This is a genomic window from Streptomyces sp. NPDC050732 (assembly GCF_040654255.1).
Classification (GTDB): Bacteria; Actinomycetota; Actinomycetes; order Streptomycetales; family Streptomycetaceae; genus Streptomyces.
Window position 1 is genome coordinate 62,220 of sequence record NZ_JBFAHP010000014.1, and the last position, 18,264, is coordinate 80,483.

Here is an 18,264-nt window from a genome sequence, read left to right on the forward strand (position 1 = left end):
CTCCCGGGCCTGCCCCAGAGACCTGTCTACTGGCCGGCGAACTTCTTGCTGACCGCGCTGTAGATGCCCTTGGCCTCCTTGCCGAGGCGCGGACCGGCCAGCCAGCCCGCCGTCACCGGACCGATGGAGGTGTTCGACACCAGGGCGGGCTTGCCGTCCTGACCCTCGGCGACCCAGCCGCCACCGGACGAACCGCCGGTCATGGTGCAGCCGACGCGGTACATCGTCGGGTCGGGCTTGGTCAGCGAGAGCCGTCCCGGCTTGTCCGCGCACTGGAACAGCTTCTGGCCGTCGTACGGCGGCGCCGCCGGGTAGCCGGTCGCCGTCATCGTGTCGATCCGGGGCACCGCCGGGGCGTCGAAGTCCACCGGAAGCGCCGAACCGACCGTCTCCTCAAGCGACTTGCCCTCGCTGCCCTTCTCCGGCTTCACGTGAATGACCGCGAAGTCGTACGGAGCGCCCTTGCCGCCCGTCGGGCCGCCCTGCTCGATCCACTGGTCGGAAGTCTGCGCCCAGTCACCCCACCAGACGCCGTACGGAGCGACCTCTTCCTTCGGAGCGTTCCGCAGCTCCTCGGCCGACTTGCCGCTGTTGTTGTAGGAGGGGACAAAGATCATGTTGCGGTACCAGCCGCCCTCGGCGCCCGCGTGCACGCAGTGACCCGCGGTCCACACCATGTTGGACTTGCCCGGGTGGGCCGGGTCCTTCACGACGGTCGCGGAGCAGACCATCGAACCCTTGGGGCCGTCGAAGAAGAGCTTGCCGGACTCGGCTGCCCGGTCGTGGTACGGCGTCCCCACGGGGGCCGCCTGCACAGGCTTGGGCGTCGGGTCGGTGACGCCCTGGTCACCGGAGATGTCGCTGTCGTCGACGCTCCGGTCGGGGTTCTTGTCGGCGTCCCGCATCCGGTCCGGGTCCCAGAGGTCCTCGATGATGGGATTGACGAAGTCGCCCGCCTCGCGCAGCCAGTCGTCCTTGTTCCAGTTCTTCCAGGCGCCGTTCTTCCACTCGTCCAGATCGATCCCGTTGTCCTTGAGCTTGTCCTTCCAGGCGTCCGGGATCTGGATCTTGTCGTCACCGTTGCTGTCGCCGGGCTGCGCCGACGACGAGTCGCCACCGGCGTTGTCGTCGGTGGGACCGCAGGCCGTGGCGGTCAGTACGAGCGCCGCGCCGAGCGCCACAGCCGCCACGGGGGCGGTCCTGGTGCGCGCGCTCCTCCTGTTGCGAACGGTGAAGAGCGGACGTATGGGTCGCATCGTGAGAATCCCCCTGGGCCTCGAAATTGTTCCAAAGTGCTGGCCATCCGGGTGTGGAACACCCGTTGCCACCGGTGCGGCACCCCTTGGCCGTGTTTCTCTGCTTTGCTCTGATTTGCTCGGGGGAGCGGTGCACCTGTCGCTGATGAACGGCCCCCACACTATGCCGGTGCCGTTGGGGACGGCCGACGGAAGGGCAACGGTTCCGTCACGGCAAGGATCTTCCGATTGCCCGTGATCCCCCGGCGATTTCGTCGTTGGTACGTACGGGGGGAGTCGCGGCCTGCGTTCATCCCCCTGCCAACTCGCCCGCGCAGCCGCCCACATGAGCTCCACCGAGCCGCATCGGCGGACGCGCTCGTCCGCAGCGGGAGGACCAACAGTCGTGGCCGTGACCGAGCCTGCGCCCGCGGCAGTGTCCGCGGAGAACTCCGTAACACAGTCCCCACCGCAGTCCGCACCGAAGTCCATGGCGCAGTCCCAGTCCGTGGGGCAATCCATGGCGCAATCCGCGGCCCAAGAGGGGATCCTCCGTCGTCAGTCGGCACGCGAGTCCGCGGCGCGTACGTATGCGCGGGCCCTGCCGATCGTGCCGGTGCGGGCGCGCGGCCTGACGATCGAGGGTGCCGACGGGCGCCGCTACCTCGACTGCCTCTCCGGCGCCGGAACCCTGGCCCTCGGCCACAACCACCCCGTGGTGCTTGAGGCGATCCGGAAGGTCCTCGACTCCGGGGCGCCGCTGCACGTCCTCGACCTGGCCACACCGGTCAAGGACGCCTTCACCACCGAGCTGTTCCACACGCTGCCGCGAGGCCTCGCCGAGCACGCGCGGATCCAGTTCTGCGGCCCCGCGGGGACGGACGCGGTGGAGGCGGCGCTGAAACTGGTCCGCGCCGCCACCGGCCGCGGCCATCTGCTCGCGTTCACCGGCGCCTACCACGGGATGACGGCCGGGGCGCTCGAAGCATCCGGCGGCGCATCGGACGTACGGGTCGCGCGCCTGCCCTATCCGCAGGAGTACCGCTGTCCGTTCGGCCTGGGCGGCGCGCGTGGCGCCGAGCTCTCCGCCCGATGGACCGAGAACCTCCTCGACGACCCCAAATCGGGCGTGACGACACCCGCAGGCATGATCCTCGAACCGGTCCAGGGCGAGGGCGGAGTCCTCCCCGCTCCCGACGCTTGGCTCCGCCGGATGCGCGAGATCACCGCCGCGCGCGACATCCCCCTCATCGCGGACGAGGTACAGACGGGCGTCGGCCGCACCGGAGCCTTCTGGGCCGTCGAGCACAGCGGCGTCGTCCCCGACGTGATGGTGCTCTCCAAGGCGATCGGCGGCAGCCTCCCCCTTGCCGTCGTGGTCTACCGAGACGACCTCGACGTCTGGCCGCCCGGCGCGCACGCCGGCACCTTCCGCGGCAACCAGCTCGCCATGGCAGCGGGCGCGGCGACCCTCGCGTACGTCCGCGAGAACGGCCTCGCAGAACGCGCCGCCACCCTCGGCGCCCGCATGCTCGCCCAACTGCGCTCCCTGGCCGCCGACCACCCCTGCATCGGCGAGGTCCGCGGCCGGGGGCTGATGATCGGCGTGGAACTGGTGGACCCGGCTTCGGACACAGGGCCGGGCCCGGCTCCGAAGCCGGGACCGATGCCGACGCCTGGGTCGGCCTCGGCCTCGGGGTCGGTGTCGGGTTCTGGGTCCGGGGTGGCGGTAGGTGGAGGCTCGATTCCGGAGCAGGGTGGCCTGGCGCCGGGGGCCGGCTCGGAGGTGAGGCCGGAGTCAGGGGCGGTCCCGTCGCCGACCACGCCCACCGCGCAAGCGCGCCCCGAGACTCCGTCAGCGGTCACCCGGGCCGGAGCCGCGCCCGCCCCGCCAGTCGACGCCCGGCTCAGCCCACCCCCGGACGACCCCTTCGCCGCCTCGCGACCCCACCCACCGGCCCCGGACCTGGCCGCGGCCGTACAACGCGAGTGTCTGCGCCGCGGCCTCATCGTCGAACTCGGCGGCCGCCACTCCAGTGTCGTACGACTCCTGCCTCCCCTGACCATCACCGACGAACAGGCGACCGCGGTCCTCGACCGCCTCGCCGACGCGCTGGCCACCGCGGCGCGTGCCCACCACGCATAGCCAAGACGGACCCGGGCCGTTCCGGCTGACACGAGCCGCCGAGCGCGTACCCGCCCCGTTGCCACACGGAGCCCCTGACAACCTCACAAGGAAGCCCTCTTGAACGCCACCCCCGCATCCGAAGGCCGCCCCCAACCCCACGCCCCGGGTGCGTGCGGCGCGCACACCTCACTGGTGGCGGAGTCCAACACGGTCCCCCGGCAGAAGGGTGGCGGCCAGGACGCCGAACGCCTGCGCGGCACGTCCACCGACCTGTTGGATCACCCCGACCCGCACGTCGCCGCCCAGACGGCCGCCGTCGAGAACCTCCTGCGCTGCTGGGTCAGGGAGAACAACATCCCCGCCCCGGACCGCGGCGTCCTGCGCATCCCCCTCCCGGCCAGCGGAACGGCCCTGCTCGTCCCCGTGCACTACTGGTCGGCCACCGGCTGGCACCGCTTCAGCCTCCCCTATCTCGAAGACGGCCCGGCGAGCGCCCCGCCCGTGGACGCCGTCACCGTCGCCGCCCTCCTCGGCCGCGAGACCGCCCGACGCACCACGGAGCCGCCGTCGGCCGGCGCGACCGAACCGACCCAACCGGCCGAACCGACCGAATCGACCGAAGCGGCCGAGACTGAGGCGGTCGAGCCGACCGAGTCGACAGAGCTGAGCGAGCCGACCGAGCCGGGCGACGGTGCCGACCTGGTCGGCCGGGTCGCCGACTCGGTCCGCCGCACGACCGCGTTCATCGCCTACCGCCGCAACAGCCCCGACGACGAGCCCGACCTGTTCCTCGCCGCCGAACAGTCCCTGCTCCTCGGTCACCCCCTGCATCCGACCCCCAAGAGCCGCGAGGGTCTGTCCGACACCGAATCCCGCCTGTACTCACCCGAGTTGCGCGGCGCCTTCGCGCTGCACTGGCTGGCTGTCGACCGCTCCGTACTCGCTTCCGACTCGGCCTGGACCGAGCGCGGCCGCGCCGTCCCCGCCGACCAGCTCACCGCCCGCCTCGCAGGTCCGGACCTGCCGCTCCGGGGCGATCGCGTCGCCCTGCCCGTGCATCCCTGGCAGATCCGCGAGCTCCGGCACCGCCCCGCGACCGCCGCACTCCTCGACGCCGGGCTCCTCCAGGACCTCGGCCCTCATGGCGCCCCGTGGCACCCCACCTCCTCCGTACGCACCCTGTACCGCTCCGGTGCGGCCGCCATGCTGAAGCTCTCGCTCGGCCTGCGCATCACCAACTCCCGCAGGGAGAACCTCCGCAAGGAGCTGCACCGCGGCGTCGAGGTCCACCGGCTGCTGCGCAGCGGCCTCGGCGAAGAGTGGCAGTCGGTCCACCCCTGCTTCGACGTGGTCCGCGACCCGGCGTGGCTCGCGGTCACCGGCCCCGACGGTGAGCCGGTCCTCGGGCTCGACGTCATGATCCGACACAACCCCTTCCGCCCCAGTGACGATGCCACCTGCATCGCCGGCCTCGTCTCGCCGCGGCCGACGGCGCTGCCCGCCGGCCAGGAACCTCGTGCGATGCGCTCCCGGCTCGCCGAGACCGTCACCCGACTCGCCGGACGGACGGGCCGGTCCCGGGGTGCCGTGGCCGCCGAGTGGTTCCTGCGCTACCTCGAATCCGTTGTGCGCCCTGTGCTGTGGCTGGACAGTGAAGCGGGCGTCGCCCTGGAGGCGCACCAGCAGAACACCCTCCTCATGCTCGACCCCGACGGATGGCCCGTGGGCGGCCGCTACCGGGACAACCAGGGCTATTACTTCCGCGAGTCCCGCCGCGCCGAACTCGAACGACGCCTTCCCAGCATCGGTCAGGACAGCGACACCTTTGTCTCCGACGAGGTGACGGACGAGCGGTTCGCCTACTACCTCGGCATCAACAACGTCCTCGGCCTCATCGGAGCCCTCGGCGCCGAACGGCTCGCGGACGAACGGCTGCTGCTCGCCGCCTTCCGCCGCTTCCTCGGAGATGTCGCGACAGGGCCCGACAGGCTGCGCACCTCTCTGCCCGCGACCCTGCTCGACTCACCCGTCCTGCGGTGCAAGGCCAACCTGCTGACCCGGCTGCACGGCCTCGACGAGCTTGTCGGCCCCGTCGACACCCAGTCCGTCTACGTCACCATCCCCAACCCCCTTCATTCCTGAGGGACATGCCCCACCTCTGCTGACAGGAGCGACGACGTGCCTCCCACCGATGCGAGCACCGACGCCGGTACCGAATCCGCCGCTGCCGGCGCCGACTGCACGGACACCCTCGACCTGCGCCTGCCCGAGGAACTCGTCGCCCTGCTGGCCGAGGGCGACGGGCATGCCGCCGCGGTGGAGGACGATCTCCTGGATGGCGTCGGAGGCTGGGGGCCTGTCACCACCGCCGCCGGTGTCTTCCAACTCGTACCCGTACGTCTCGAACGCGACCTCCCGCTGATCAGTCGATGGATGAACGACCCCGCCGTGGCGGCCTTCTGGGAACTGGCGGGGCCCGAAGCCGTCACCGAAGCCCACCTGCGCCGACAGCTCGACGGAGACGGACGCAGCGTCCCCTGCCTGGGCGTGCTCGACGGCATGCCGATGAGCTACTGGGAGATCTACCGGGCAGACCTCGACCCCCTGGCCCGTCACTACCCCTCGCGTCCTCATGACACAGGAATCCACCTCCTCATCGGCAGAGTGGCCAACCGCGGCCGTGGCCTCGGCACTTCGTTGCTCAGAGCCGTCGCCGACCTGGTGCTCGACCGTCGCCCCGCATGCGCACGCGTCGTAGCTGAACCCGACCTGCGCAACACCCCCTCCGTCTCCGCATTCCTGAGCGCCGGCTTCCGCTACTGCGCCGAAGTGGAACTGCCCGACAAACGCGCGGCCCTCGTGGTCCGTGATCGGGCCCTGCGCGCCATGCTCTGACCCGATCACTCTTAGTAACGATGCTCGCCCCGATCCGGTTCCCTCCCTGAGGAGTCCCCGTGCCGAATCCGTCTTCCAGCCCGATTCCCAGCCCCTCCGCCGAGCTGTACGACCCGCCCGAGCTGACCCAGGACAGATGGCGCGAGACCGGGCGCCGCCTGCTGGCCAAGATGATCGGAGAGTTCGCGTACGAGGAGATCATCCGGCCCGTACCCGTACCCGTGCCCGCACCCGCATCCGCATCCGCAGCGGACGGGAAGACGTGCACCTACCGGCTTCACCTCGAACCGACCGAGCAGGACGAGACCGCCACGTCGGTCCGGCGGCAGGGCGCCTGCCTCACCTTCCGCGCGCGCCGTGGCTCGTACGACAGTTGGCATGTGGACCCGGCCGGCCTGACCCTCGCCGAGGGCGACGGACCGGCTCTCCCCTTCAGCGACCCGCTGCGGTTCCTGGTGATGGCCCGCAGGACCCTGGGCCTGGACGGTGCCACACTCGGGCACCTCATCCGCGAGCTGACCGTCACGCTGAGCGCCGACACCCGCATAGATCACACGGCGCTCAACGCCGCCCGACTCGCCGACCTCGGCTACGCGGAACTTGAGGGGCACCAGACCGGCCACCCCTGGCTCGTCCTCAACAAGGGACGCATCGGGTTCTCCGCCCGCGACACCGATCGATGGGCACCCGAGGCCCGCCGCTCCACGACGCTCCCATGGATCGCCGTCCACACCAGTCTCGCTGTGTACAAAGGGGTCACAGGGCTGGAGACCGCGCAGAACCTCTACGCGCGCGAGCTCTCCCCCGCCACCCGCACATCCTTCGCGGACTTACTCCGCGCACGCGGACTCGATCCGCAGGAGTACCTCTACCTCCCCGTGCACCCCTGGCAGTGGGACGAGATCGTGCTGCCGCTCTTCGCACAGTCCATCGCCGCGGATGCCATCGTTCCGCTCTGCAGCGACGGCGACCTGCGCCTCCCTCAGCAGTCCATCCGTACGTTCCTCAACGCGTCCCGCTCCGACCGGCACACAGTGAAGCTTCCGCTGTCGGTCCTCAACACGCTCGTGTGGCGAGGCCTCCCCACAGGTCGCACCGTCGCCGCGCCCGCCGTCACGGCCTGGATGCACGCACTGCGTGACGCGGACCCCTTTCTCCGTGACGAATGCGGAGTGATCCTTCTGGGTGAAGTCGCGTCGGTGGCCGTCGAGCACCCTCTGTACGACGAGTTGCCGGAAGTGCCCTACCAGTACAGGGAGCTGCTCGGAGCCATCTGGCGCGAGCCGGTCAGCCGCTACCTCGCACCGGGTGAACGCGCCCGTACGCTCGCCTCGCTCACGCACACCGACCCCGACGGCCGGGCGTTCGTCGCGGAGCTCGTGGAGCGCTCGGGGCTGGCCCCCAAGGTGTGGCTGCGGCGGCTCTTCGCCGCCCTGCTGCCTCCACTGCTGCACTTCCTGTACCGCTACGGCACCGTGTTCTCCCCTCACGGGGAGAACACCATCGTCGTCTTCGACGACAAGGACGTCCCCGTCCGGCTGGCGGTGAAGGACTTCGTGGACGACGTCAACGTGAGCGCTGTACCGCTTCCCGAGCAGGAGTCGATGCCGGACGACGTCCGCGACGTACTCCTCACCGAGCCTCCCGGCTTCCTCACCCAGTTCATCCACTCGGGTCTCTTCGTAGGCGTCTTCCGGTATCTCGCGCCCCTGTGCGAGGAACAACTCGGCATCCCGGAGCACGACTTCTGGTCCTCCGTGCGTGCGGAGATCCTCCGGCACCAGGCACGCGCCCCGGAGCTGAAGGAGCGGTACGAGATGTTCGACCTGCTCACACCCCGAATCGAGCGGCTCTGCCTGAACCGGAACCGGCTCCACCTCGACGGTTACCGGGACCGGCCCCAGCGCCCGCACGCCGCCGTGCACGGCACCGTGCCCAACCCCCTCCACCAGCCTTGATCGCCGGATTGTCAGTGGGGCACCGTAGGGTGGTCGCGCTATGACGAAGCCCTCCCTCCCCGAGCTCCTGCACGCCGCCGTCACCGCTGTCGGCGGCACGGAACGCCCTGGCCAGGTGTCCATGGCCGAGACCGTCGCCGAGGCGATCGACGACGGCTCACACCTGCTGGTCCAGGCCGGCACCGGCACGGGTAAATCCCTCGGCTATCTGGTGCCGGCCCTGGCCCACGGTGAGCGCGTGGTGATCGCGACGGCCACCCTCGCCCTGCAGCGCCAGCTCGTGGAGCGCGACCTGCCGCGCACGGTGGACGCGCTGCATCCGCTGCTCCGCCGCCGCCCCCAGTTCGCGATGCTCAAGGGCCGCTCGAACTACCTGTGCCTGCACCGCCTCCATGAGGGCATGCCGCAGGACGAGGAGGAGGGGCTTTTCGATCAGTTCGAGGCGGCCGCTCCCACCAGCAAGCTGGGCCAGGACCTCCTGCGGATGCGGGACTGGGCGGACGAGACCGAGACCGGCGACCGCGACGATCTGACCCCCGGGGTGTCCGACCGCGCGTGGTCCCAGGTCTCCGTCTCCTCCCGGGAGTGCCTGGGCGCTTCGAAGTGCGCCTATGGGGCGGAGTGCTTCGCTGAGGCGGCCCGTGAGCGCGCCAAGCTCTCCGACGTCGTCGTCACGAACCACGCGCTGCTCGCCATCGACGCCATCGAGGGCGCCCCCGTGCTGCCCCAGCACGAGGTGCTGATCGTGGACGAGGCCCATGAGCTGGTCTCCCGCGTCACCGGCGTGGCCACGGGCGAGCTCACCCCCGGGCAGGTCAACCGCGCCGTGCGCCGAGCGGCGAAGCTCGTCAACGAAAAGGTGGCGGACCAGCTCCAGACCGCGTCGGAGGGCTTCGAGCGCCTGATGGAGCTGGCTCTGCCCGGTCGTCTGGAAGAGATCCCGGAGGACCTCGGATATGCGCTGATGGCCCTGCGGGACGCCGCCCGGGGCGTCATCACAGCGCTCGGTTCGACCCGCGACAAGTCGGTCCAGGACGAGGACGCGGTCCGCAAGCAGGCGCTCGCCTCCGTCGAGTCGATCCACGACGTGGCGGAGCGCATTACGAACGGCTCCGAGTACGACGTCGTCTGGTACGAGCGCCACGAACGCTTCGGCGCCTCACTGCGTGTGGCTCCCATGTCCGTGTCGGGCCTCCTGAGGGAGAAGCTCTTCGCCGACCGCTCGGTGGTCCTCACCTCCGCCACGCTCAAGCTGGGCGGCGATTTCAACGGCGTGGGTGCCTCGCTCGGCCTGGCACCGGAGGGCACCGAATCCGAGGACGCGCCTGTCTGGAAGGGCCTCGACGTCGGCTCGCCCTTCGACTACGGCAAGCAGGGCATTCTGTACGTCGCCAAGCACCTGGCCCGGCCGGGACGTGAAGGCACCCGGAGCGACATGCTCGATGAGCTGGCCGAGCTGATCGAAGCGGCCGGTGGCCGCACGCTCGGCCTGTTCTCCTCCATGCGGGCAGCTCAGGGCGCGGCCGAGGAGCTGCGGGAGCGACTGGACGTGCCGATCCTCCTGCAGGGCGAGGAAACCCTCGGCGAGTTGATCAAGGGGTTCGCGGCGGACTCGAAGACGTGTCTCTTCGGGACCCTCTCGCTCTGGCAGGGCGTCGACGTGCCGGGTCCCAGCTGCCAGCTGGTGATCATGGACAAGATTCCGTTCCCGCGCCCCGACGATCCACTGATGAGCGCTCGCCAGAAGGCGGTCGACGAGGCCGGCGGCAATGGCTTCATGGCGGTCGCGGCGACCCATGCGGCACTGCTGATGGCTCAGGGCGCGGGACGTCTCGTACGGGCGTCGGGGGACCGCGGGGTGGTCGCCGTCCTGGACCCCAGGCTGGCCACCGCGCGCTACGGCAGCTATCTGCGGGCCTCGCTGCCCGACTTCTGGTACACGACGGACCGTAATCAGGCACGTCGCTCGCTGGCCGCGATCGACGCCGCGGCGAAGGCGGACGGGGCGTAGGCCTCCGGGCCGTGGCCACCGAGGCTGTAGCCACAGGGCGGCTGCGCGTACCGAGGCTCGCCCCTCCGTAGGCGGCCGACTCCAGACGCAGCAGGGCCCCGGAACCGGCGCAGTTGGTTCCGGGGCCCGGTCAGGGGCGGGGTTTCACACCCGCCGCAGCACCGCCACGACCTTGCCGAGGATCGTCGCCTCGTCGCCGGGGATCGGCTGGTACGCGGAGTTGTGCGGCAGCAGCCAGACGTGGCCGTCCTCGCGCTTGAATCGCTTGACCGTCGCTTCGCCGTCCAGCATGGCGGCCACGATGTCGCCGTTCTCCGCGACGGGCTGGCGGCGCACCGTGACCCAGTCGCCGTCACAGATCGCGGCTTCGATCATCGAGTCACCGACGACCTTCAGTACGAAGAGCTCACCGTCCCCCACGAGCTGGCGGGGGAGGGGGAAGACGTCCTCCACCGACTCCTCGGCGAGGATGGGTCCACCGGCCGCGATACGGCCGACGAGCGGGACGTACGACGCGGCGGGCTTGCCGGTGGTGTCGGTGGGCTGGCTGCTGGGCTGGTCCGAGCCCCGCACCTCGTACGCCCGCGGGCGGTGCGGATCGCGGCGCAGGAAGCCCTTGCGCTCCAGAGCCATCAGCTGATGGGCGACGGAGGAGGTGCTGGAGAGGCCGACGGCCTGCCCGATCTCCCGCATCGACGGCGGGTATCCGCGCCGCTGCACAGAGTCCCTGATGACCTCGATCACGCGGCGTTGCCTGTCGGTGAGCCCCGAGCTGTCGGCTCGGATGCCTGGAGGTCGGCCCGGCAGGGAGCGAGTGGGCTTGGGCCCCTCCTGGTTCGTGGCTGCGTCATTCATGGCATGCACCGGCTCGAGTCGGCTCTGGGAGCGGTCCTGGGCAGTGATGGTGGCGCTGTCTGCGGTGGTGGTCACGTCGGTCGGCCCCTCTCGAGATGTTCTCTCCCTAGCTAGCCAACGGTAGTTGCTTTCGAAAGGTTGCGCCAAACACACGTTCGAGTGAAAAAACGGAGATTACCCGCCGTGATCATGTGTTTGGGTGTATGGCTGGCGCTCGGGCCGAACGGCATTTCGGTTCATTACGGTACGCTTCACCGCCGGGACCGTGAGCCCCTCGGCGGGGCTCCCATACTGCCACTCGGCACCCCGTCAACCCGGCACCGGCCCCCGCCCCGAGCGGCGCGAGCGATGGCCCTGTGCGGTTGACGTCTTCCGAGGTGGCACGACACGCGCGGTGCCGAAAAAGCAGCCAAACCCCAGATCTAGTGGTTGGATTGCCGCAGCAGCCCAGAAGTTGTGGTCCCTGGTCTTTCAGGGCCTCCGGGATCGCCTATGCTTGGGGCTGCTTCGAGGGCCCCGAGGGCCCGTTGAGGCTTATGAGTCGTGCCGTGAAGGAGGGTTGGAAGTTCCATGCACTGCCCCTTCTGCAGGCACCCCGACAGCCGCGTAGTCGACAGCCGCACCACCGACGACGGCACGTCGATCCGCAGGCGCCGTCAGTGCCCCGACTGCTCCCGTCGTTTCACGACCGTGGAGACGTGCTCACTGATGGTGGTCAAGCGCAGCGGCGTGACGGAGCCCTTCAGTCGTACCAAGGTCATCAACGGCGTCCGCAAGGCGTGCCAGGGGCGGCCGGTGACCGAGGACGCCCTCGCCCTGCTCGGCCAGCGGGTCGAAGAGGCGGTGCGGGCCACCGGAAGCGCCGAGCTGACCACTCACGACGTGGGCCTCGCCATACTCGGTCCGTTGCAGGAGCTCGACCTCGTCGCCTACCTGCGCTTCGCGTCCGTGTACCGGGCCTTCGACTCGCTCGAGGACTTCGAGGCTGCCATCGGGGAGCTGAGGGAACAGCGGCTCCAAGCGGAGCCGTGCGACGCGGGCGGAGAGCGCGTCGTGAATGACTGCGGGCCCGGAGGGACTGTCGAAGTCCCGGTGCCCGCCACTGCCGCCGACTGACCGGCTGACCGACCGGCCGGCGGCGAACCAGACCTGTTGAGGGCGTCCTCTGCGATGTCCGCAACATCAGACACACATCCGTGCCACGGGAAGAACGTGGCACTTCAGGGCGTTTTAGCCTGATACAGGGAGGCGGCATGACCGAGACGACGAGCGGCCCGGCACGAGGTTCCCGCGCTAAGGGTTCCAAGGCCAACAAGGGTCTGCGTATCGAGCGCATCCACACGACGCCCGGCGTGCATCCGTACGACGAGGTGGCCTGGGAGCGCCGTGACGTCGTCATGACCAATTGGCGCGACGGCTCGATCAACTTCGAGCAGCGTGGCGTCGAGTTCCCCGACTTCTGGTCGGTGAACGCGGTCAACATCGTCACCAGCAAGTACTTCCGCGGGGCCGTCGGTACCCCGCAGCGCGAGACCGGCCTCAAGCAGCTGATCGACCGCATCGTGAAGACGTACCGCAAGGCCGGTGAGGACTACAACTACTTCGCCTCGCCCGCCGACGCCGAGATCTTCGAGCACGAGCTGGCCTACGCCCTCCTGCACCAGATCTTCAGCTTCAACTCGCCGGTCTGGTTCAACGTCGGTACGCCCCAGCCGCAGCAGGTGTCCGCCTGCTTCATCCTGGCCGTCGACGACTCCATGGAGTCGATCCTCGACTGGTACAAGGAAGAGGGCATGATCTTCAAGGGCGGCTCCGGCGCCGGCCTGAACCTGTCCCGCATCCGTTCCTCCAAGGAACTGCTGTCCTCCGGAGGCAACGCCTCGGGTCCCGTCTCCTTCATGCGCGGTGCCGACGCCTCCGCCGGAACTATCAAGTCCGGTGGCGCCACGCGCCGCGCGGCCAAGATGGTCATCCTCGATGTCGATCACCCCGACATCGAGGGCTTCATCGAGACCAAGGTGAAGGAAGAGGAGAAGATCCGCGCCCTGCGCGACGCGGGCTTCGACATGGACCTGGGCGGCGACGACATCACGTCCGTCCAGTACCAGAACGCCAACAACTCGGTCCGCGTGAACGACGAGTTCATGAAGGCCGTGGAGTCCGGCTCCAAGTTCGGTCTGCGGGCCCGGATGACCGGTGACGTCATCGAGGAGGTCGACGCCAAGTCGCTCTTCCGCAAGATGGCCGAGGCTGCCTGGGCGTGTGCCGACCCCGGCATCCAGTACGACGACACGATCAACGCCTGGCACACCTGCCCGGAGTCCGGCCGGATCAACGGCTCGAACCCGTGCAGCGAGTACATGCACCTGGACAACACGTCCTGCAACCTCGCCTCGCTGAACCTGATGAAGTTCCTGAAGGACGACGGCAAGGGCAACCAGTCCTTCGACGTCGAGCGCTTCTCGAAGGTCGTCGAGCTGGTCATCACCGCGATGGACATCTCGATCTGCTTCGCGGACTTCCCGACCCAGAAGATCGGCGAGAACACCCGCGCCTACCGTCAGCTGGGCATCGGCTACGCCAACCTCGGCGCTCTCCTGATGGCGACCGGTCACGCGTACGACTCCGACGGCGGTCGCGCCCTCGCCGGCGCCATCACGTCGCTGATGACGGGCACCTCGTACAAGCGTTCCGCCGAGCTCGCCGCGGTCGTCGGCCCGTACGACGGCTACGCCCGCAACGCGACGCCGCACAAGCGCGTCATGAAGCAGCACGCCGACGCCAACGGCGCGGCCGTCCGCGTGGACGACCTGGACTCGCCGATCTGGGCCGCCGCCACGGAGGCCTGGCAGGACGTGATCCGCCTCGGCGAGAAGAACGGTTTCCGGAACTCCCAGGCGTCCGTCATCGCCCCGACCGGCACCATCGGTCTCGCGATGTCCTGCGACACCACGGGCCTGGAGCCCGACCTCGCCCTGGTGAAGTTCAAGAAGCTCGTCGGCGGCGGCTCGATGCAGATCGTCAACGGCACCGTGCCGCAGGCCCTGCGTCGCCTGGGCTACCAGGAGGAGCAGATCGAGGCGATCGTCGCCCACATCGCCGAGAACGGCAATGTGATCGACGCCCCGGGCCTGAAGACCGAGCACTACGAGGTCTTCGACTGCGCCATGGGTGAGCGCTCCATCTCCGCGATGGGCCACGTCCGCATGATGGCCGCGATCCAGCCGTGGATCTCGGGCGCCCTCTCCAAGACGGTCAACCTCCCGGAGACCGCCACCGTCGAGGACGTCGAAGAGGTCTACTTCGAGGCGTGGAAGATGGGCGTCAAGGCGCTCGCCATCTACCGCGACAACTGCAAGGTCGGTCAGCCGCTCTCCGCCAAGAAGAAGGAGGAGGAGAAGGCCGAGATCACCGAGAAGGCCGAGGACACGATCCGTGCCGCGGTCGAGAAGGTGGTCGAGTACCGCCCGGTCCGCAAGCGTCTTCCGAAGGGCCGTCCCGGCATCACCACCTCCTTCACGGTGGGTGGCGCCGAGGGCTACATGACCGCCAACTCCTACCCGGACGACGGTCTCGGCGAGGTCTTCCTGAAGATGTCCAAGCAGGGCTCGACCCTCGCGGGCATGATGGACGCCTTCTCCATCGCCGTCTCGGTCGGCCTGCAGTACGGCGTGCCCCTGGAGACGTACGTTTCCAAGTTCACGAACATGCGCTTCGAGCCGGCCGGTATGACGGACGACCCGGACGTGCGGATGGCGCAGTCGATCGTCGACTACATCTTCCGCCGCCTGGCGCTGGACTTCCTGCCCTTCGAGACGCGTTCCGCGCTCGGCATCCACTCCGCCGAGGAGCGTCAGCGGCACCTGGAGACCGGGTCGTACGAGCCGACCGAGGACGAGGTCGACGTCGAGGGTCTGTCCCAGTCGGCTCCGCTGCAGACCGAGCCCCTGAAGGCCGTCGCCACGCCGAAGGCGGAGGCCGAGGGCGTCAAGGCCGCGCCGCAGCAGGCGCACACCAGCGCGGAGCTCGTCGAGATGCAGCTGGGCATCCAGGCCGACGCGCCGCTCTGCTTCTCCTGCGGTACGAAGATGCAGCGCGCCGGTTCCTGCTACATCTGCGAGGGCTGCGGCTCGACCAGTGGCTGCAGCTGAGACCAGTGGGTCGTGCCTCCGGGCCGGGCTGTGATTGTGGGCTCGTACCGGAGGTGACCTGACCGCCAAGGGCGGTGGAGCCGATTCCTCGGCGCCACCGCCCTTTGGTGTGGTCCCTGGGGCGGAGGGGAGCTCTCAGGTGGGTCAGTGTCAGTGCTCGCCGCCCATGAGCGAGGCGAACATCGTCGGATCGACGTCAAAGCCTCGGATGACCTCGCGGAACGACCACGCCCCGGTCTCGTCCCGGGTGAACTCGGCGATGGTCGCGGCCGTGCAGCCGGAGACACTGGAGAGGTCGCTCTGCGCCAGGTCCGTGTAGCCCTCGCGGATCCGGATCGCGGTGTTCCTGATCTCGCCGAACACCTTCTGCTCCGCCTCCTGCTGTATGGCCACCCCCACGACGACCCGGGCGAAAGTGGCGGCGAGACGGTCCAGCTCCAGAGTCATGACCTCGTCGAAACCGAAGCCCTGACCCGTCCTGCTGTCCCGGTTCAGGGTGATGGTGCCGTCGGGGGAGCGGCTGTCGAAGTGCACGAGGTAGACGGGGTTGCCGTACGGAGCGTCCGCGGCGTACGTCGCGGCGATGATGTCGAGGTCGTTGGACGGTGTCCCCGCCGGGCTCGGATCCCACTTCAGTCCGACTTCGACCTTCTTGATTCCCTTGCTGACACTGCTCACTGGACTTCCCCCTCCTCGTGACCTGGCAGCTACGGATTCACCAGGCATGTCCAACGCACACGCTACGGCGTGCGACTGACAACGACGTAGCGTCGCTGGTCAGAGGTGGGACAACGGGGCCTGAAACGAACGCGATCGGCCTGCGATCCGGCGAAGGAGATCATGAACCCATGACATTCAGCGGGGAAGAACTCGACATCGAGGCCTACTTGGCGAGACTCGGGCACACGGGTGGGACAAAACCGGACCTCGACACTCTGCGCGTGCTCCACAGGGAGCACGTGGCGGCGATCCCCTTCGAGAACCTCGAAATGATGCTCGGCCGTCCGGTGCCACTGGACCTGCCGGCACTGCAGGCCAAGCTGCTGCACAGTCGGCGAGGCGGTTACTGCTACGAGCAGAACCTGCTCTTCGCGGCCGCTCTGGAACGCATCGGCTTCGACGTCACCGGGCTCGCGGCTCGGGTCAGGGTCGGGGCATCGTCCACGCGCGCGGTGACGCACATGGTCCTGAAGGTAGAGGTGGACGGCGAAGCGTGGCATTGCGATGTCGGATTCGGCGCCGACGGGCTGCTCGAACCGATCCCGCTGCGCGGTGGCGTGGAAATGCAGCAAGGAGAGTGGCGTTTCGGGCTGCAGCAGGAGGCCGAGGGTGTCCTGGTCCTACGGACATCGCAATCCGACGGGTGGCTCGACCTCTACGCCTACACCCAGGAACGGCGACTTCCCGTCGACTACGTAGTGATGAACCACTACACGTCGACTCACCCCAAGTCGTCGTTCATCAGGCGTCCGGTGGTGCAGAAGGCGGCTCCAGAGGTGCGCCGCAAGCTGGTGGGCGATCAGCTGACGGTGGTGCACCCGGACGGTTCTGTGGACGAACGAAGCGTTCCTGTGGGCGAATTGACGGACGTTCTCGACCGGGAGTTCGGTATTGAGCTGGACGCTGATGATGCAGCCGAGCTGATCCGGGTGCACTACGCCGGAGCGTGACCCGGGCCGCGCTCCGCGCCGTACGATGGCGCGGTGCTGGTCAAGTGGATTCGCTGCACCGTGGTGGACCGTCGGGGGTTCGAACGAGGGCAGCGAAAGTGGGCGGGGCTTTTGGGTGAGCCGGGGTTCCGGGGGCAGGGCGGGGGGTGGAGTCGGGGTCGTCCGGGTGTCGCTCACGTCTTCGCCTTCTGGGAGAGCCGAGCCTTCTACGACTCCTTCATGGCCCGCTCGCACGACCGCCTGGCGGCCGCGCAGTCGGGCACCTTCAAGAACCTCCAGGCCAAGCTCTTCGACTACCGCTTCGACGTGAAGACCGGGTTCGAACCGCGCTTCACGGACGTGGATGTGCTGCGAGTGGCGCACTGCCGGGTCCGGGAGGCGCGGGTGGAGCACTTCGCGCTGATGCAGGAGAAGGTGTGGAACCCCGCGATGGCCGGCTCCCCGGGAATGGTGCGAGGGCTTTTCGGCGAGGCGCCCGGGCACGAGTTCCTGGTGCTTTCCATGTGGCTGTCGGCGGCCGAACACGGCAAATATCGTGCCGAGCGGGTGGAGCGACTGTCCCTGCGGGCACAGACGGATGCAGATGTCTCCGCGATCGCGGGCGACATCGTGCATCTGGAGCCGTCGTGGACGGTGTGACCCCCCTACCTGACCTTTCCCAGCCTCCTCCCCGGCCCTTGACCTGTCACCGCTGAAGCTCTCCTGGCTTCCGTGACGCTTTCTCGGTAACTCCCTTACTCCTGCGGGCATCGCCGGGCGAACGCGCCCTCGCGGGTGGCAGCGACGGCTGCTGCCGCGGACTGGTCCGCGAGCGCCGTGTCGATCGGCTCGCGCGTGATGAAGACGCGGAGCAAGAGCGGGGCCGAGACGGCGCGGACGAGCGCCGCCGCGTCGGTGTCCGGGGGTGCGTCGCCGCGTGCGACGGCGCGGGTGACGACCGCCTCGCAGCGGCCGAACCGCTCGGCGTAGAAAGCGTGCAGGGCTTCGGCGGCCCGTGCCGACTGGAAGGCCGCCGCGACGAAGGCGGTGGGAGCCGCGGCAGCCGTTTCGTCGGAGAACGAGTCGACCACTTCGCGGGCGAGCTCACGCAGGTCGCCCTCAAGGCTTCCGGTGTCCGGCGGGGTCCAGGTGTCCTCTCCCGCCATGTCCAGGGCGTCGGCGACCATGCCTTCGAGGCCGCCCCAACGCCGGTACAGCGTGGTCTTGTGCACGCCCGAGTGATCGGCGATGTATTCGACGGTGAGCCCGGGATAGCCGTGGTCGGTCAGACCGCTCAGCACGGCGTCCCGGACGGCGGCGCGGGTGCGGGCTGTGCGGCCGCCGGGGCGGCGCGTGCCGGGAGCGGGAGACGGAGGAGTTGC

At 69.2% G+C, this 18,264-nt stretch carries 13 protein-coding genes; 9 read left to right on the forward strand and 4 right to left on the reverse strand.

The features are described 5' to 3' along the window. Nucleotides 1-26 precede the first annotated feature (26 nt). On the reverse strand, nucleotides 27-1,256 hold the full coding sequence (locus tag AB0H82_RS15040; protein ID WP_362992622.1) for a hypothetical protein: 1,230 nt from the start codon (nucleotides 1,254-1,256) through the stop codon (nucleotides 27-29). A gap of 469 nt (nucleotides 1,257-1,725) precedes the next feature. Between AB0H82_RS15040 and AB0H82_RS15045 the strand changes: the two genes are divergently transcribed. From AB0H82_RS15045 to AB0H82_RS15065, 5 genes are all read left to right on the forward strand, one after another. Beyond that, entirely contained in the window at nucleotides 1,726-3,381 is a 1,656-nt protein-coding gene (locus tag AB0H82_RS15045) for a diaminobutyrate--2-oxoglutarate transaminase family protein (protein WP_362992624.1), read from the forward strand. Nucleotides 3,382-3,612: 231 nt separating this feature from the next. Then, on the forward strand, nucleotides 3,613-5,505 hold the full coding sequence (locus tag AB0H82_RS15050; RefSeq protein ID WP_362992797.1) for an IucA/IucC family protein: 1,893 nt from the start codon (nucleotides 3,613-3,615) through the stop codon (nucleotides 5,503-5,505). A 36-nt stretch (nucleotides 5,506-5,541) separates the two neighbouring features. Further along, nucleotides 5,542-6,258, forward strand: a complete 717-nt coding sequence (locus AB0H82_RS15055) for a GNAT family N-acetyltransferase (protein WP_362992626.1) — start codon at nucleotides 5,542-5,544, stop codon at nucleotides 6,256-6,258. A gap of 104 nt (nucleotides 6,259-6,362) precedes the next feature. Then, nucleotides 6,363-8,216, forward strand: a complete 1,854-nt coding sequence (locus AB0H82_RS15060; RefSeq protein WP_362992799.1) for an IucA/IucC family siderophore biosynthesis protein — start codon at nucleotides 6,363-6,365, stop codon at nucleotides 8,214-8,216. 40 nt (nucleotides 8,217-8,256) lie between these two features. Then, entirely contained in the window at nucleotides 8,257-10,227 is a 1,971-nt protein-coding gene (locus AB0H82_RS15065) for an ATP-dependent DNA helicase (protein WP_362992628.1), read from the forward strand. 144 nt (nucleotides 10,228-10,371) lie between these two features. On the opposite strand, the gene lexA is transcribed toward AB0H82_RS15065, so the two are convergent. After that, entirely contained in the window at nucleotides 10,372-11,157 is a 786-nt protein-coding gene (gene lexA, locus AB0H82_RS15070; protein WP_030778599.1) for a transcriptional repressor LexA, read from the reverse strand. A 495-nt stretch (nucleotides 11,158-11,652) separates the two neighbouring features. On the opposite strand from lexA, the gene nrdR reads away from it, so the two are divergent. Together nrdR and AB0H82_RS15080 are read left to right on the forward strand one after the other, a co-directional pair. Further along, the gene (gene nrdR / locus AB0H82_RS15075; RefSeq protein WP_362992630.1) at nucleotides 11,653-12,198 is read left to right on the forward strand and encodes a transcriptional regulator NrdR; all 546 of its coding nucleotides are present in this window, start codon (nucleotides 11,653-11,655) and stop codon (nucleotides 12,196-12,198) included. Between the two features lie 137 nt (nucleotides 12,199-12,335). Continuing rightward, nucleotides 12,336-15,233: a vitamin B12-dependent ribonucleotide reductase gene (locus AB0H82_RS15080; protein ID WP_362992632.1), complete on the forward strand. Its 2,898-nt coding sequence runs from the start codon at nucleotides 12,336-12,338 to the stop codon at nucleotides 15,231-15,233. A gap of 150 nt (nucleotides 15,234-15,383) precedes the next feature. On the opposite strand, the gene AB0H82_RS15085 is transcribed toward AB0H82_RS15080, so the two are convergent. Continuing rightward, nucleotides 15,384-15,959: a TerD family protein gene (locus tag AB0H82_RS15085; protein ID WP_362992634.1), complete on the reverse strand. Its 576-nt coding sequence runs from the start codon at nucleotides 15,957-15,959 to the stop codon at nucleotides 15,384-15,386. Nucleotides 15,960-16,081: 122 nt separating this feature from the next. Here AB0H82_RS15085 and AB0H82_RS15090 point away from each other — a divergent pair, with 122 nt between their 5' ends. Then, nucleotides 16,082-16,903, forward strand: coding sequence for an arylamine N-acetyltransferase (locus AB0H82_RS15090; RefSeq protein ID WP_362992636.1), 822 nt, complete (start codon nucleotides 16,082-16,084; stop codon nucleotides 16,901-16,903). Nucleotides 16,904-16,936: 33 nt separating this feature from the next. Continuing rightward, nucleotides 16,937-17,542, forward strand: coding sequence for a YdbC family protein (locus tag AB0H82_RS15095; protein WP_362992638.1), 606 nt, complete (start codon nucleotides 16,937-16,939; stop codon nucleotides 17,540-17,542). A 95-nt stretch (nucleotides 17,543-17,637) separates the two neighbouring features. On the opposite strand, the gene AB0H82_RS15100 is transcribed toward AB0H82_RS15095, so the two are convergent. Then, the gene (locus AB0H82_RS15100; protein WP_362992640.1) at nucleotides 17,638-18,183 is read right to left on the reverse strand and encodes a TetR/AcrR family transcriptional regulator C-terminal ligand-binding domain-containing protein; all 546 of its coding nucleotides are present in this window, start codon (nucleotides 18,181-18,183) and stop codon (nucleotides 17,638-17,640) included. Nucleotides 18,184-18,264: the final 81 nt, after the last annotated feature.